This window comes from Glaciecola petra (assembly GCF_031846345.1).
In the GTDB taxonomy this organism is placed as follows: domain Bacteria; phylum Pseudomonadota; class Gammaproteobacteria; order Enterobacterales; family Alteromonadaceae; genus Glaciecola; species Glaciecola petra.
On the sequence record NZ_JAVRHX010000006.1, the window covers coordinates 91,476 to 106,363 of the forward strand.

Consider the following 14,888-nt stretch of genomic DNA (forward strand, 5'->3'; position numbering starts at 1 on the left):
ATAAATGAGTCGATTATAAAGCGTCAAGAATTGTTTGTGCACCTTGCGCTAACAGGGATTCAGCTACCCTTATTCCGAGTTCTTCAGCTTGGCTAATGTCGTCCGTATGGCATGTTATGGTGTCATTTGCTTTTATTATGGCAGAGCCATCTGGTGCGGCAACCAGTGCTTGTAAGCTGAGTAACGACCCCTTGCTGTATTGAGAAAAGCTACCGATGGGGACCTGGCAGCCGCCAAGCAGAGTAGCATTCATAGCTCTTTCGGCGCGAACCCTAAGGGCGGTCACTGGATGATTTAAGCGTTGTAGCATGTCGATAAGTTCTGCATCATCATTACGGCACTCTATACCCACCGCACCTTGTCCGACCGCTGGCAGGCTTACATCAGGCGAAATTTGTTCGGCTATTCGACTTTCCATTTTTAGACGGATTAATCCAGCTGAAGCTAAAATGATCGCATCATAGAGGCCATCATCTAGTTTCTGTAACCGTGTATTCACGTTTCCGCGCAAATCTCGTATTTGTAAATCTGGCCTCACTGCTTTTAGTTGAGCCTGTCGTCTAAGACTTGAAGTACCGATAATTGCGCCTAAGGGCAATTCGCTAAGTGTTGAATATTGGTTTGATACAAAGGCATCATATGGGTTTTCTCGTTCACAAATACAGTGCAAACCAAAACCTTCAGGAAACTCAACCGGGACATCTTTCATAGAATGCACCGCTAAATCGGCGATGTCGTTTTGCATCGCAACTTCTAGCTCTTTAATAAATAGCCCTTTGCCACCTATCTTTGCAAGAGGGGTGTCTAAAATGCGATCACCTTGAGTCGACATTGGCACCAATTCTACCAAACATTGTGGAAAATGGCGTTTGAGCTGTGCTTCAACGTAATACGCTTGCCACATTGCTAATGCGCTCTTGCGTGTAGCTATGCGTATAATTTTGCGGGTGCTCATGCTAATTGTGCTTCTATGAATTTGGCAATATCTTGTATTTCTGGCATACACACGTTGTGTTGCATTACATATTGTTTCCAAGTGACTTGCCTGTTGTCACTGAGCAACGCCTCATAAGCCATGCGACCTAAACCCATAGGCACCACTTCATCTTGCTGACCATGACAACATAAAATGGGTGTCTCTTGGTTAGCTTCAGCTTTTTCGTAAGGTAAGTTTTGTGGTTCGCACATATATGTTGATAACGCGACAATACCAGCAAGACGTTTTTCATACCGAGGCCCCAAATGCAGCGCGATCACGCCTCCTTGGGAGAATCCTATCAACATAATTTTTTCAGGGGGAATACCATTGTCTATTTCGTTATCAATGAGCGCTTTAACTGCTTCGCTTGACTCAAGTACGCCCTCTACGTCAGCGCGACTGCTCATATCAAGGGTTTTAATATCGTACCAGGCGCGCATCGCCATGCCATTATTGATAGTAACCGGGCGCACAGGCGCATGGGGGAAAATAAATTTGATACCCAGCATTGGGTTTAATTGTAATTGAGGAACGATAGGTGAAAAACCGTTACCAGAATCACCAAGACCATGTAGCCATATAATGGTTGATTTATGTGTTCCGCTAGGAGCCACTTCAACAGAAGGAAGAAGCTGAGTTGGCATATTGAAATCCTTGAAAATATCTAAATAAGTAGTGTTAATTTATTGTAAGTTAAGACTTACTTCTGTCCCTGCTTGCTTTGATACAGCCTCATCGAAAAATGCAAAAAACTCTCCACCAAAACGCTCGTCGATCCACTTTCCGTTATCATAATTAAAATGATGGCCGTTATATTTCGTTGCCACCCAAAGTTGTAACAAAGGCGGCTGCTTGTTTAAGATAATTTTAGACTGATCAGGCAAGATCAAAGTGAGAATACCCTCACCACTTTCGTAATCAATATCGACAGACTCGAGATTGTCTAGTGCTTCTTCAATGCGAATGAATAGTTCATCGAGCATATGATGATATTCGCTTTCAGTCATACAAATGTGCTCCAAAAAGTAGACGTTTAAGGGGGATATATGCGCCTAATACTAACATATAAATTTGGCCCGACCACCCTAATTTAGCGCCTCAAAACAATGTGTAAACTTTGCTGTTTAATTTCGCTTAGTTCGCTTAGAATAAACTCCTTGCAACAACTTTAAGATACGACACGTCGGTAAAGTTAATTTTTATCGACACATAGAGGCTAATATGACGCCAATCAAAACGCAAAACTCGAAACAACTTGGCAATCTTTTTATAGTTGCAGCACCCTCAGGTGCAGGGAAATCGAGCTTAATCTCGGCCTTAATTCAACGTGCTAACGAAGGTCACTTATTCAATCCTGCTCAGTTGTCAGTGTCTCATACTACGCGCACCCCTCGAGAGGGAGAAGAGGATGGACAACACTATCATTTTGTTAGTAAATCTAGTTTTGAGGAGTTAATTGAAGCCGATGCTTTTTACGAGTATGCCGAGGTATTTGGTAACTATTATGGCACCTCCAAATCAGCCATTGCCGATAAGCTAATACAAGGGGTAGATGTTTTTTTAGATATAGATTGGCAGGGAGCAAGGCAGGTAAAAGCTGTTAATCCTGAGGTGATATCTGTTTTTGTTATGCCGCCATCTGAAGCTGAATTAAATGCGCGTTTGGTGAGTCGAGGTAAAGACGCTGAATCGGTAATAAATGATCGTATGCAACAAGCAAAAAGTGAAATGCAACATTACAACGAATTTGACTATGTTATCGTGAACGACAACTTTGCGCGCGCTACCGAAGAAATGATGACAATTGTTAAGGCGGCAAGCTTGTTGTGTGGCAAACAAGAAATTAGGTTCAGCGAGTTGTTCGCAAGTTTAGTAGACTAAATGAATGCGGCCATATGATATGGACCAGACAGAGTCAAAAGGATAATTTATGAAGTATGTTGCGATTAATCGTTGTAATAAAAGTCTTTGCATTCTGTCTTTTATGGTCGTTTTCTTGACTGGATGCGCCACAAGTGATGAGCTAGCCACGCAATCTTCAGAGGGTGTCGTTGCCTGTCCAAACTTTCCTGGAATGGAAAATAATTGTGATTTTGATTACAGTCCCGCACAAGATTTTCATGCTGAATATAGTCAGCAGTTACTACCAATAAACGAGCGGGATGCAATTATCAGGCAAGAAAGGGAAGACGCTGATGACCACCGTTGATCACCATAATATTTGGATAAAACATTGCTGTTAACACCAAATGACAGTGCATAGTTTGCATCTTGTAGCCAAGTTACATCGAGTAAATAATGCTATTCCCACGGTTAATCAGTCCCGCTTGGCTAGCTGTAGCAATTGACATTTCGCTTAGTAAATCGAATCTTCATTTTTTATTGCTTGGTTTGCAATGTCAGCGTTTACTAGTTAGTCTTTACAAGCGTTAGCCTAACGCTTGTATTACTCGCACAAAGAACTCGGTTCAGGGCTTTTGAAAAGACTTTTCCTGTTATTACAGGATTTAAATTTTACCTTCTTTTAAACTTCATCTATGGCGAGTGTGGAAGTTGTAAAAGGGTATTCAATGAAAAGTAAGAATCAATTTTCGATTAGTCTCGAGAAACAAAAGAAAACAGCAAAAAAACGGCTGAAATTAATCCAAAAGGGTGATGCAAAGGCATTATCTTTTATTCAAAACTACCATCCGCATTTTAATTCGATTGATAAGAAAAATATCCAACTTGCCGATGTCCAGTTTGCGCTGGCACGTGAGTTAGGTTTGCCATCGTGGCCAAAACTTAAGCAGCACATAGAGGAACTAGAACGACACAAACAGGCAATTAAAAACAAAGAACATGCATTAGATAGAGACCTAACTACCTTGCATATTCGCTGCGGTCACGACATTCAACGACAACTCAAAATTTGTGGGTTTGTTGGTGAATTTTTGCCACTGATCGACCCTTTATGTATAGGGCCAATTTCTGCCAATGACCAAGACTTTATTGCAAAACGTGCTCAATTTGTTGCAACTACACTTATACCAATAATGGGTATTAGCAAACCTGCTCAGCATATTATCCAAGCAGAATTAAAGAACATACAAATACTATTAGACGATAAATTTGAGAGACTTGTTTTTTGGGTCGAACATGATAGCTATGATCAATTTATGCTTTTACGTGCATTGGCATTGCTTTCATCAAAAGATAATACGGTGATAGAACTTATCGAACTAAACAATTTTCCGGGTACCCAAAGGTTTATTGGCTTTGGCCAACTACCGGCAGAAGCCATTCGCGCTTGTTGGCAATTGCGCAAACCAATAACAGCAAAATTACAAAGCCAGGCAAATACTTGCTGGCAGGCCTTAAGAGCATCAAAACCAGATTTGTTAATCAATATTATTAATCATCATGAATTAGACTGTTTACCTAACATGAAAAATGTCCTGTTTCGGCATTTACAAGAGTTGCCAAATATACAAACGGGTTTACGCCTTACACAAACCCTCGGTTTGCAAGCGTTGGAACGACTAGGCGACAATGTTTCAATGAAAACATGGTTTAAAGAGTACCAAGAAAATGAACCTTTGCCATTTTTGGGAGACATGATGTTTTATGCACTCATGTTGCCACTGGCCGGCAATGATCACTCTTTTTTTACTATTGAAGATTCGGATAAGCATTGGCAAGAGCAGCGTTTTTGTATCACCGAACAGGGTATTGCTTGTTTATCGGGTAAAAAATATATTCAGCAATCATATTCGCTTGGTGGAACCGCTATAAAGAAAAATAACTCGCTAAGTTGGGATCATCAATCCTTAGCTAGTTTAAGGTCGAATGAATAAGACAGGTAAAATTAAAAAAGCCAATTGTTTTGCAACAATTGGCTTTTTGTTTTGTTCAGCTAGTGTAATTACTTGCTGATTTTTCTACGCATACCAAGGGCTAGTAAGCTTAAACCTACAAGAGCGATAGTAGCAGGTGAAGAAGCTTGTACAGGAGAAGTACCTTCTTCAGTAGCTCTATTACCTACATCATACCAACCTTGACGAGCAAAGCTGTAAGATGTGATATCACCATTAGTGTAGCCAAAGTTTGACCCAGTAGAGTAATGGAACCAAATACCAACAGAACTATCGAACTGAATACCAGCGTAGTCTGCAGCAGTATCAGCAGTATTCCAGCTGTTAATTCCGCTTACGTCCATATCTAACTCAAATCCTCCACCCTCTACTGCTGAGAATGTAGTCGTATCTAACAAAATTCCTGGGGTGTTGATACTGTTTGCATTGTTTTGACCATTGTAGGCATAAGTACTAGCAATACCTGTTTCCATGTCGCCATATATAATCGCTAATTCATTTACGTCAGCGCTTTTAGGGTTTCCACCCGCGTTTACGACCAACCAGAATCCGTCGACTTCTTGTGTACCAGAAAAATCAACGTCAAAAGTGAATCGTTCATTTAAATCGTCATAAGTTGTTACTAGATCAGTAATTTGATCACCTAACGAACCACCTGCACCTGGATTTGTTTGAAAAGTGTAAAGGGCGGCTTGAGAGCTTGTTGCTACTGCGAATAATGACCCTAAAAGAATAGTTTTCCATGTCTTCATTTTTTTACTCCAAAAATGACTAGTTTAATACTTGCTAAAATTAGCGTTGAGTTGTACAGGTGATAAACAACCTGCTCACAGATTAGCCTTAAGCAATTGTCATGCCAACTAAAAAGCACATTAAAAACAATGATTTATAGAAACCTTAAATGACGCTGTAAAATTAGCTGACAAATCGATAACTAACAAATTCACCTTAAAGTTTGCATCATCACATACTATATTCGGCGAGTAGAATGTTCATTTTGAGGATATGTAATTCTCTTCCCAGAGTAAATTCGGTTTCAAATAATGTCGTCAGATATTTTTACAATCGATCTATTTGAAATTTTAAGTTGTTGTAATTTAAAGAAAATAAAATAGGCACGGTAATTGCTATACGTGAGCTATTGAAATAAAAATATAAAAAGCTCATACCATGTTGGATAAATGCTAGAAAATTCTAGCGCTGTATTAGTAAATAAAAAAGGTATTGGCAATGGTAGTTAAAACACGCATTATTATTTTGAGCTCGGCATTATTCATCGCGGCGTGTAACGGTGAAGGTATAACGGTTGTAGAAACTGAACAAGCTGAAATCACGCAAACACCTCAGCAAATCGCTTCTGATGAGTTAAAACAATTAATCTCGGAAGTGTCTCAAGGTGAAGGTTTAAATGCATTTTTATTGCCAGAAAGTAATGATTTTAGCAATATTCCTCAAGATCCAAATAACGTAATTACTGCCGAAAAGGTAGAATTGGGTAAGCTCCTGTTTCATGAGACTGGTTTGAGTACGGCAGGGGTTAATAGCAATATGCAAGGCACTTGGTCTTGTGCCAGTTGTCACCATGCAGATGCGGGCTTCAAGTCAGGTATTAAACAAGGAATTGGTGAAGGAGGCTCTGGTTTTGCAAACAATGGGGCTTCTCGAGTGTTAGCAAACGGTTTTTCAATGGATGCCAGCGAGCCTCATCTTAAGCCTGATGTTCAGCCGGTTACCTCACCCACTATTCTCAATACTGCTTATCAAGACGTCATGCTATGGAATGGTCAATTTGGTAATGCTATTAATGGTATAGTCAATGCTGGTATTGATAGAGAAATATTAGCCACACCGGGCACACCAAAAGCAGAAAATAATAGACAATTATCTGGCCTAGAAATTCAAGGCGTTGCAGGGCAAACAGTACATCGGCTTAATTCGGAAATAGATTCTTTAGTTCAAATGAACCCGGAATATGCAAGCTTATATGAACAAGCTTTTCCAGATGGTTCTAGTGACGTAAAAGAAGACGTTTCAAAAGCAATTGCTGCCTACGAAAGAACGGTATTGGCAAATCAATCTCCTTTCCAACTTTGGTTAAAGGGCGACAATGACGCGATGACTTTGCAAGAGTTACGCGGAGCTAACTTGTTTTTTGGTGAAGCAAATTGCTCAGCTTGTCATAATGGTCCAGCACTTAGCTCAAATGTGGGTGCTACTGAAGACGAAATTTTCTTTGCTATCGGCTTCGATGATTTTTCAAGGAATGATCCCGCAGTAACGGGTTCGGTTGATGACGCCACTAGCCAAGGTCGAGGGGGGTTCACGCGTGACCCAAGCGATAATTATCAGTTTAAGGTGCCAACTTTATATAATCTAGCAGATACTAATGTGTTTGGTCATGGCGGTTCTTTTTCTGCAATAAGAGCTGTTGTTGAATATAAAAATGCGGCTATTTCACAAAAAGACATTCCAGCTAGTTCACTTGATCATCGTTTTGTTCCCTTGGGCTTAAGCAACGAGGAAATAAATGACCTAAGTGTGTTTTTAGAATCTGCTTTACACGATCCAAATTTAAAGCGCTACGTCCCAGACAGTCTGCCGTCGGGTAACTGTATCACCGTTGCGGACGAGCAATCAAAAATAGATATGGGCTGTTAGGTTTAAGATTCTATATCAGCAGTTACAAAAAGCGCGGCAATCTTTTTTGCTTCTAAAGCCGCGCTTTTTTTATCCATCACATACGCATACACAATTGATCCCTCTAACAATAGGTTCAATTTTAGCGCAGTCTCTTTAGGGTTCTCAATACCAGCTTTTATGGCAAGGTTTTCAATGTATTGCTGAATCAGTCTTTTATGTTCAGCACATATCCGTCTACCAGCTGCATTTTCTTCAGAAATTTCACCCGCAGAGTTGGTAAATAAACATCCATTAAAACTAGCGCTGTTAAACCATAGATTATAAAAGTCGAAAATAGCTAAGATCTGAAGTTTCGGATCATCTGAAGCTTGTTCGGCATAACGCATCAACGCATTTCGACCAACTTCGTCATCTTTTCTGAGAGACGCCAAAACAAGGTCGTCTTTTGTTTTAAAGTGATTATAGAGGGTTTTTTTAGAGACATTAGCTTCTTTGATTATATGCTCGACACCTGTTGAATTGATGCCAAATTTCTTAAATAGGACGATTGCGCTATCAATAACGACTTCTCTTTTGGATAGTTGTGGCATATCGATAATCCTATATACAAATAAAGTAAACTTTAAAGTTTACAATGGTTCACAAAAAAATGTTGAAGCAATTGAAATTTTTCAATTGCTTCGCCGGTTATATCAATGTAACTGGTATAAAACGAGTTGACATAGTAAACCATTGAGTTTAGTTTTAATGACTGTCGATGTGATAATACCAATTTATCAATACAAACTGAACAAGGAAATAAAATGCGCATATTTACTTTATTAATATTATTAGTTTCAAGTACCGTTGCCTTTGCCAATGCGCCGGTGGAAACAGGCACCTTTAATAACAAAGCAATTTATGGATATGACACAGTCGCTTATTGGACAGACAACAAAGCTCGAAAGGGAATTGACGAATTTGTATACACGTGGCGAGGAGCACAATGGCATTTTGTTAGCGCTGAAAACAAAGCGTTGTTTGTTGCTGATCCTGAAAAATACGCGCCTCAATATGGTGGATACTGCGCCTTTGGTATGGCTAACGACAAATTGGTCAGCATTGATGAAGACGCTTTTCAGATATACAAAGGTAAGCTTTACTTAAACTACAGCAAGCGGGTTGCTGAACGGTTCAATGAAGATTTGGACTATTTTATTGCTGAAGCAGACAGAATATACCCAGAAAAAGTAGATTTAAATACAAAATAAAACCATGAAAATATAAAAAAGGACTCCTCATGTTATCTAAATATCTAACAAAGAAGAATGTTATTGCAGTGATGGTCATTTACATTAGCATTGTATTCATACAAGCCTTAAGGTTTAAATTTACTGACTCTACCGAAACCTTACATATTTTCGGTACCTTAAATGATTGGGCATTTGAATCATTTGGCATAGAAGGTCTATTCTTACCACCAGGTATATTTAATGCATATGTGATTGGAACAAGTGAATTAATCGCATCTTTAGTAATGTTAGCAGGACTATTTACGGCTAAAAAATTCCTCATTCCAATTGGCGCGGCGATGTCTTTTGGTATTATTTCAGGGGCAATTTTCTTTCATTTATTTACACCTCTAGGTGTTGACGTATTAGGGGATGGCGGCTTGTTGTTCACCTCAGCTTGTGGGATTTGGGTCGTTTCTGCAGTGTTAATGTGGCTTACAAAACACGAAGTGCTTGGCTTGTTAGTTAAAAAAAGCACTTAGAACCCAAGCGCCGTCATTTGCATAATTTAGCATTTGACGGTGCTTAAACAGTTAACGTTTATTTAACTGGCTTAGTCGAATGTAGTCTGTGTCAAAACCAAAACATCGAGGTGACACAGCCTCTAATGCCCGCTCAGTTGTGAAGAAAGTGGGGCATTCTACAGCAAAAACAGCAACTCGTTGGCCGTACTTTAAACGCTCTGCATTTATGGGTACCGTTGTTTCGTAATCAACAATAACAATTAGGTCGGGCACCATAGCTACTAATGTTTCGATGCCGTTTTCATCAGCTGTACTTGCCAGTAAATATTCATTTTTTATTTTAATCCTTAGCGGGTTTTGGTTTTCTTCAAAACTCGAGATGGTCGCTTCGCCGATATCATAACCGCCAATAATTCGGGTTGCTTTGTCACTCACTTTGCCGCAATACAATAACTGACACGCGCCATATTCTGAACGCTCAAATAAGTTGCTTAAGGGGGCTTGTGCAAGTGTTGCTATGCCTCTAATGGCATTTAGGGTTTTGCCTATGGCAATGGCAAAGGATAAAGTCCCTGGAATGATTGCGCTTTTGAGGAACTTGCCAGTCATGGGGTGTTCAACCGCAGTGATCATTCCCCCAGATGCCATTGACATAGCCCTAATATGTCGCTCGTAGGTGGCAGTTGTTTGTGCACTATAAGTCGTTATATTACCCTCATAGTCAGCCGATACTGCTGGCGTAGGCTTGGCCCCTGCAATTGCATATGTCATCATTTGCGCTTCTGGCAAGGCTCGCCCCATCCCGTCGCCATCGACAACAGGAATGTTGTAAATAGCGGCAGCAATAATAGGGATCAGTGAATTCCCTCCGCCTATTTCAAAACTTACTAAAGCATCTATTTTTTTATTCGTATGTTTTTCATATGCTTCCAACGCGTCGCGAATTTCAGCCACGCTAGGCAATAACTCTAAGCTTACGGTTGGTGCACCAACTGAACCAATGGTGACCACATGTGCATCATCTGCAAGCTCAGTTACTTTTACTAATCTGGCTGAGCCATATTCCTCTAGTACTTTTTCAGCCAATAGTTTGGGTACATAAGGGTCTCCGCCGCCACCTGTAGCTAAAAAGACGGAGCCTAAGCTAAGCTCATTTAAATCACTTGCCTGAATAATACCCGTGGTGTCATAGGTCATCAGTGTTTCCCTCAAAACATTTGCCAATGTCGCCAACAACTTTTACCCTAATTTTTGTCATTCCTTCGTCCATGTAGGGAATTGCAGTTTCTTCGATATCGGTCACTTTGATACTACTTGGATTAGCGCCCGCTTTTATCGCTTGGTCTGAGGCTTGCTGAGTAACCTGTGTAATTGCCTGGTCGCGAGGTATTTGCCGATACGACAACATACTTTCTGATTCGCCACCTATTTGTGCGATCGCGGCGCCAATTGCGTTGGCTACGCCTGCGTAGTCGGGGCGCAAAATACTGGATGCGGCTTTTATGTTTCCTGACACTAATATTGAGCCGCCACCCACTAAAATTACGGGCATGGGTTCGCTATTCGGCTTCATCATGTCAATATTATCATCAAGTAATTGCGTCATTTGTAACAGCGCTTTTTGCACTATGTCTGACGGTAAATGAGAGACATTTTTTTTGTTACCCATATCACTCAGTCCGGCGGCAACCGCAATATCAGAGGCAGTAAGCGTATTGCCACCGAATATCAGACCGTCTTCAACTAAACGATGCCCAACGGAGTGAGGACCAATACGCAATTCGTTACTGCTACTTAACAAATCAATGCAAGTGCCACCGCCTAATGCTACTGCTTGAATATCGGGCATACGAAAATTTGTTCTGACACCGCCAACTTTAATTATATTGTTTGATTCCCGCGGGAAGCCATTATTCAAAACACCAATATCAGAAGTCGTTCCGCCAATATCCACTACTATTGCGTCTTGTAAACCTGATAGTTTACTGGCACCTCGCAAAGAATTTGTCGGTCCTGAAGCAAAAGTCAGTGCTGGAAATTGACGTACAAAGTCTGCACTCATTAATGTGCCATCGTTCTGGCTTATATACATTGGGCACTTTATATTGCGTTTAGCGAGCGCCTCAATAAAGGCTTCGACAACTTTGTTAGCAAACTCAAGCAGAGAAGCATTCAGTATTGCTGCGTTTTCTCTTTCTAGAATGCCAAGGCTGCCTATTTTATGTGATAGTGTAATATTTGCCTCGGGTATGGCGGTTTGGATTTGTTTACCTAGAGCGATTTCTGGTTCAGGATTCATAGGAGAAAAAGCGGACGATATGGCTATCGATGTTATTTTTTTGCTCAATAAAGAGTCAATCATTAGGCGTATTTGTTCAGAATTTGTCGGCGCAATGGGTGAGCCATCGTATAAAAAGCCCCCGTCCAGCATATAGATATTTTCGCCAATAACACTAGCAATGTCTGATGGCCAATCGGCCATTGGTTTGAGCTCTTGACCCGATGGCAAAGCAATACGGATAGCTGCTACTTTACTTAAGTTTTTGCGTTCAACGACTGAATTAGTGAATTGAGTTGTCCCTATCATGACTGCTTCAATTTGGTCCGCATTTATTAATGAGTCTTGCAAAAGTTTGTCTATTGCATTTTGCACGCCGGTAGTGACGTCAGCAGTTGTTAAGGATTTATTGTGACTCAAAATTTGGTCATGGTTTATCAAAACCGCATCGGTATGAGTGCCGCCTACATCAATACCTATTCTCACTTTGTACTGTCCTTTATGCTATGCGTATTGCTAAGGGGGGTTTGTTTTTTAGTATACTGAAGGGCGGGTAATTTTGCCAAAATGAAGTAGCTCAGAGAGGCCAATAAAATCGCGTCTAGCACGTTTATTTGCGTGACTGAAAATGGCAAAGCAAAAGCTGATGGGATGCAAGCCAACAGCCAGGCAATAAATGCAGGTATTGATACTGATACATTATCATTGAGTGTTTCAGCGGTGTAGCGGTCACGATTTACGACTAAATAATCCATGATAATAATGCCGGCAACGGGCACGAATATAGCGGCTAAAAAAACCAAAAAGTCGATAAAGAAATCAAGAATATTGAAAAACGCGGCTACGACACCAATTGCGCCTAATACCGTGGTAAGAGTTGCACCCTTAAACTTTTTATATGTGGCTTCAACACTTAAAACGGTACTGTATAGATTGAGCGAATTTAACACCCAACTGCTCCCAATTACGATAAAAAATGCAGATGCACCAATGCCAAGCGCTAGCATTAAGTCAAGTATTTCTGGTTGCTGCATGGCTACGCTTGCATAACCGGCTATTAAAAATACGATTAGTTCGATTATCAAATAGGCCCAAATAGCGGTGTATACACCGCCTTTCCAGTGTTTTGCAAAACGTGTAATGTCGGGAAGTATTATGGTACCGATGATAATTGCACCAACGATTGCGGCGATTCCGTCGTCTAAACTTAGCGTAGATGTTTTTTCAAGACTCAAATATTCGGTCACACCTAATTGTAAGCCGGCTTGATATGCCATTAGTGCGGTAACTACGGCTAAAATAGGCACCAATAAGGTAGCCAAAATATTGATGGCTTTAAAGCCATAAATCGTGGTGACAATCATCAAAATACCAGCACCGATTTCTATTGGCCAAGCACTCAATTGAATCGCGAATTTAGCCTCAGCTAATTTGATAACAGCATACGAAAACAAATCCAAATTAACGCCAAACCAACCTATAAGCGAAACAGCAAACGCGATATTTACCAGCCCTGCACCTTTATTACCAAAGGCTATGCGCACTAATAAATAAGAACTTAATCCAGTTTTTGCGCCAATAGCCCCCATAATCCCGCCAATAAGTGTCAATATTATTGAACCGATCAAAATTGCCCAAAGGGCTTGTGATACAGGCAATCCTTGGCCAATCTCAAGTCCGGTTATAAAGGTAGGCAAAGAGAAGCTGACCATTGCTGAAACCGCGGCTATTCTTGGCCAAGCAATTCGCTTTGATTGTGGAATGGCATTGGCATCAAATTCGTTATGTTCAGTCATAGTGTAATTAAAATCCTAAGGCAGCAACAATCGTTTTGCGTGTTTCAGCTGCGTAAATAACGGCATCGAGTTCTAACACGCTGGCGACTTCAATTGCTTTACCTTTTTCATATTGTTGGGCGAGTAATTTTTCAAAAAGCGCTTGTCGCTCATCAGCATCAACGAGGCTTTCTAGTTCAGTTTTGAAGCCCAATTTGACCGCACCTTCTAAGCCCATTGCACCAAACTCACCGGTGGGCCATGACACCATATAACTTGGGTTTTCTGTGCTTCCTCCTAGCATTGCTTGTGCACCAAGACCATAGCACTTACGCAGCACTATGGCGACTAATGGCACCGTGAGTGTGGCGCCGACCGTAAACAACGATGTTAAATGTCGAACAGCGCCAAGTTGCTCATGAGCTGGGCCAACCATAAACCCTGGCGTATCGACTAAGGAGAGAATAGGAATCGAAAATTGATTACACAAGGTTAAAAAACGCGTTAATTTTTGCGCAGCAGCCACATCGATCGCACCGCCTAACACTTTTGAATTATTAGCAATAATTCCTATTGGACAACCATTGATCCGTGCAAAACCATTACAGATTGCACCGCCATTGTGAGCACCTATTTCAATAAAGCTGCTGACATCAACAATAGCCTCTATGACCTTGTATATACTGTATGTATATCGGCGGTCACTTGGCAGTGCTTCTTGTATTAGCTTGGTTTTAGGCGCTTGCCACTGTTTTGAGTCACCTTGAAAAAAGCCAAGACAAAACTGCGCAATCTCGATCGCATGATTTTCGTTTTGAGCAACAATATCTATAACACCATTAGCCGCTTGAATATCAATTGGACCAATATCAGATGGGGTGTATTTGCCGAGGCCTCCACCTTCAATCATAGCCGGTCCTGCCATGCCTATGTTCGAACTTTGAGTCGCTATAGTAATGTCGCCACTGCCAAACAATGCGGCATTTCCGGCAAAACAATATCCATTGTTAATGGTAATTCGAGGTACAATACCAGCTAACCCGGCCCATCTGCTAAAAGTGGTACACTGCAAGCCTGATATGACAGTGGTAATGTCAGTATCACCCGGTCGACCACCACCGCCTTCCGTAAACATAATAACTGGTAATTTTTGAGATTCGGCTATCTCGATAATACGGTCAAGTTTGGCATGGTGAAAGTATCCTTGAGTACCCGCTAACACTGAATAATCATTGATTATTAAGGCCGTGGAATGTTTTGAAGATTCGTTTGTACAATTAATAGTGCTTTCATTAACCTTACCAATTCCGGTAATTACGCCGTCTGCAGCTGTTTCTGTTTGTAAATCTTGATAGCTTTTACGTTGGCGCTGCGCAGCAACTGCCATTTGACCATATTCAATAAAGCGTCCGGTTTTACACATTTTAGCTAAATTCTCACGAGCCGTGTTAAACCCTTTGGCATGCCGTTTTTTAGTCTGTGAAGGTCTGTTTTTGTCAAACGTATTATTTAAACGTTCTGTGAGTTCCAGCTCAGCCTGCTGATTTGTTTTATGTGGCGTTGATGGCTCATTGGATGGCGCGTTTTTTGGGTGCAGGTTTTTATTCATATGTTACATGGTAATTTT

15 protein-coding genes are annotated in these 14,888 nt (G+C 40.9%); 6 read left to right on the top strand and 9 right to left on the bottom strand.

Annotated elements, in window-relative coordinates:
- Positions 1-13 precede the first annotated feature (13 nt).
- The 3 genes from hemC to cyaY are packed head-to-tail and all read right to left on the bottom strand — an operon-like array spanning position 14 to position 1,986.
- On the bottom strand, positions 14-955 hold the full coding sequence (gene hemC, locus RM552_RS15860) for a hydroxymethylbilane synthase (protein WP_311369853.1): 942 nt from the start codon (positions 953-955) through the stop codon (positions 14-16).
- The gene (locus RM552_RS15865) at positions 952-1,623 is read right to left on the bottom strand and encodes a dienelactone hydrolase family protein (RefSeq protein ID WP_311369854.1); all 672 of its coding nucleotides are present in this window, start codon (positions 1,621-1,623) and stop codon (positions 952-954) included. Before RM552_RS15865 ends, hemC begins: the two co-directional genes overlap by 4 nt.
- Positions 1,624-1,662: 39 nt before the next feature.
- The gene (cyaY, locus tag RM552_RS15870) at positions 1,663-1,986 is read right to left on the bottom strand and encodes an iron donor protein CyaY (protein WP_311369855.1); all 324 of its coding nucleotides are present in this window, start codon (positions 1,984-1,986) and stop codon (positions 1,663-1,665) included.
- A gap of 214 nt (positions 1,987-2,200) precedes the next feature.
- Between cyaY and gmk the strand changes: the two genes are divergently transcribed.
- The 3 genes from gmk to RM552_RS15885 all read left to right on the top strand — a co-directional run bounded on the left by gmk (position 2,201) and on the right by RM552_RS15885 (position 4,815).
- Positions 2,201-2,860 (top strand): guanylate kinase, encoded by a 660-nt coding sequence (gene gmk, locus RM552_RS15875; protein ID WP_311369856.1) that lies wholly within the window; start codon positions 2,201-2,203, stop codon positions 2,858-2,860.
- A gap of 49 nt (positions 2,861-2,909) precedes the next feature.
- Complete coding sequence (locus tag RM552_RS15880) at positions 2,910-3,188, top strand: hypothetical protein (RefSeq protein ID WP_311369857.1); 279 nt, start codon at positions 2,910-2,912, stop codon at positions 3,186-3,188.
- A 361-nt stretch (positions 3,189-3,549) separates the two neighbouring features.
- Complete coding sequence (locus RM552_RS15885) at positions 3,550-4,815, top strand: DUF1835 domain-containing protein (RefSeq protein ID WP_311369858.1); 1,266 nt, start codon at positions 3,550-3,552, stop codon at positions 4,813-4,815.
- 68 nt (positions 4,816-4,883) lie between these two features.
- Here RM552_RS15885 and RM552_RS15890 read toward each other — a convergent pair whose 3' ends face one another.
- Positions 4,884-5,585: a PEP-CTERM sorting domain-containing protein gene (locus tag RM552_RS15890; protein ID WP_311369859.1), complete on the bottom strand. Its 702-nt coding sequence runs from the start codon at positions 5,583-5,585 to the stop codon at positions 4,884-4,886.
- Between the two features lie 478 nt (positions 5,586-6,063).
- Here RM552_RS15890 and RM552_RS15895 point away from each other — a divergent pair, with 478 nt between their 5' ends.
- Entirely contained in the window at positions 6,064-7,491 is a 1,428-nt protein-coding gene (locus RM552_RS15895) for a cytochrome-c peroxidase (RefSeq protein ID WP_311369860.1), read from the top strand.
- A 2-nt stretch (positions 7,492-7,493) separates the two neighbouring features.
- On the opposite strand, the gene RM552_RS15900 is transcribed toward RM552_RS15895, so the two are convergent.
- Positions 7,494-8,063, bottom strand: a complete 570-nt coding sequence (locus tag RM552_RS15900; protein WP_311369861.1) for a TetR/AcrR family transcriptional regulator — start codon at positions 8,061-8,063, stop codon at positions 7,494-7,496.
- 213 nt (positions 8,064-8,276) lie between these two features.
- Here RM552_RS15900 and RM552_RS15905 point away from each other — a divergent pair, with 213 nt between their 5' ends.
- Positions 8,277-8,723, top strand: coding sequence for a YHS domain-containing (seleno)protein (locus RM552_RS15905; RefSeq protein WP_311369862.1), 447 nt, complete (start codon positions 8,277-8,279; stop codon positions 8,721-8,723).
- Between the two features lie 29 nt (positions 8,724-8,752).
- Positions 8,753-9,226, top strand: a complete 474-nt coding sequence (locus RM552_RS15910) for a hypothetical protein (RefSeq protein ID WP_311369863.1) — start codon at positions 8,753-8,755, stop codon at positions 9,224-9,226.
- 51 nt (positions 9,227-9,277) lie between these two features.
- Here RM552_RS15910 and RM552_RS15915 read toward each other — a convergent pair whose 3' ends face one another.
- The 4 genes from RM552_RS15915 to RM552_RS15930 are packed head-to-tail and all read right to left on the bottom strand — an operon-like array spanning position 9,278 to position 14,870.
- Positions 9,278-10,405, bottom strand: coding sequence for an S-methyl thiohydantoin desulfurase family protein (locus RM552_RS15915; protein ID WP_311369864.1), 1,128 nt, complete (start codon positions 10,403-10,405; stop codon positions 9,278-9,280).
- Positions 10,395-11,972 carry a hydantoinase/oxoprolinase N-terminal domain-containing protein gene (locus tag RM552_RS15920; RefSeq protein ID WP_311369865.1) on the bottom strand — a complete coding sequence of 526 codons (1,578 nt, stop codon included), beginning with the start codon at positions 11,970-11,972 and terminating at the stop codon, positions 10,395-10,397. The genes RM552_RS15915 and RM552_RS15920 overlap by 11 nt, the downstream gene beginning before the upstream one ends.
- A complete protein-coding gene (locus RM552_RS15925) occupies positions 11,969-13,282 on the bottom strand; it encodes a purine-cytosine permease family protein (RefSeq protein WP_311369866.1) in 1,314 nt (437 codons plus the stop codon). Before RM552_RS15925 ends, RM552_RS15920 begins: the two co-directional genes overlap by 4 nt.
- 7 nt (positions 13,283-13,289) lie before the next feature.
- Positions 13,290-14,870, bottom strand: coding sequence for an acyl-CoA carboxylase subunit beta (locus tag RM552_RS15930; protein ID WP_311369867.1), 1,581 nt, complete (start codon positions 14,868-14,870; stop codon positions 13,290-13,292).
- Positions 14,871-14,888: the final 18 nt, after the last annotated feature.

Excerpts from the sequence above, each read along its gene's own strand:
- hemC (WP_311369853.1), bottom strand. The coding sequence starts at position 955 with ATGAGCACCCGCAAAATTATACGCATAGCTACACGCAAGAGCGCATTA.
- RM552_RS15865 (WP_311369854.1), bottom strand. The coding sequence starts at position 1,623 with ATGCCAACTCAGCTTCTTCCTTCTGTTGAAGTGGCTCCTAGCGGAACA.
- cyaY (WP_311369855.1), bottom strand. The coding sequence starts at position 1,986 with ATGACTGAAAGCGAATATCATCATATGCTCGATGAACTATTCATTCGC.
- gmk (WP_311369856.1), top strand. The coding sequence starts at position 2,201 with ATGACGCCAATCAAAACGCAAAACTCGAAACAACTTGGCAATCTTTTT.
- RM552_RS15880 (WP_311369857.1), top strand. The coding sequence starts at position 2,910 with ATGAAGTATGTTGCGATTAATCGTTGTAATAAAAGTCTTTGCATTCTG.
- RM552_RS15885 (WP_311369858.1), top strand. The coding sequence starts at position 3,550 with ATGAAAAGTAAGAATCAATTTTCGATTAGTCTCGAGAAACAAAAGAAA.
- RM552_RS15890 (WP_311369859.1), bottom strand. The coding sequence starts at position 5,585 with ATGAAGACATGGAAAACTATTCTTTTAGGGTCATTATTCGCAGTAGCA.
- RM552_RS15895 (WP_311369860.1), top strand. The coding sequence starts at position 6,064 with ATGGTAGTTAAAACACGCATTATTATTTTGAGCTCGGCATTATTCATC.
- RM552_RS15900 (WP_311369861.1), bottom strand. The coding sequence starts at position 8,063 with ATGCCACAACTATCCAAAAGAGAAGTCGTTATTGATAGCGCAATCGTC.
- RM552_RS15905 (WP_311369862.1), top strand. The coding sequence starts at position 8,277 with ATGCGCATATTTACTTTATTAATATTATTAGTTTCAAGTACCGTTGCC.
- RM552_RS15910 (WP_311369863.1), top strand. The coding sequence starts at position 8,753 with ATGTTATCTAAATATCTAACAAAGAAGAATGTTATTGCAGTGATGGTC.
- RM552_RS15915 (WP_311369864.1), bottom strand. The coding sequence starts at position 10,405 with ATGACCTATGACACCACGGGTATTATTCAGGCAAGTGATTTAAATGAG.
- RM552_RS15925 (WP_311369866.1), bottom strand. The coding sequence starts at position 13,282 with ATGACTGAACATAACGAATTTGATGCCAATGCCATTCCACAATCAAAG.
- RM552_RS15930 (WP_311369867.1), bottom strand. The coding sequence starts at position 14,870 with ATGAATAAAAACCTGCACCCAAAAAACGCGCCATCCAATGAGCCATCA.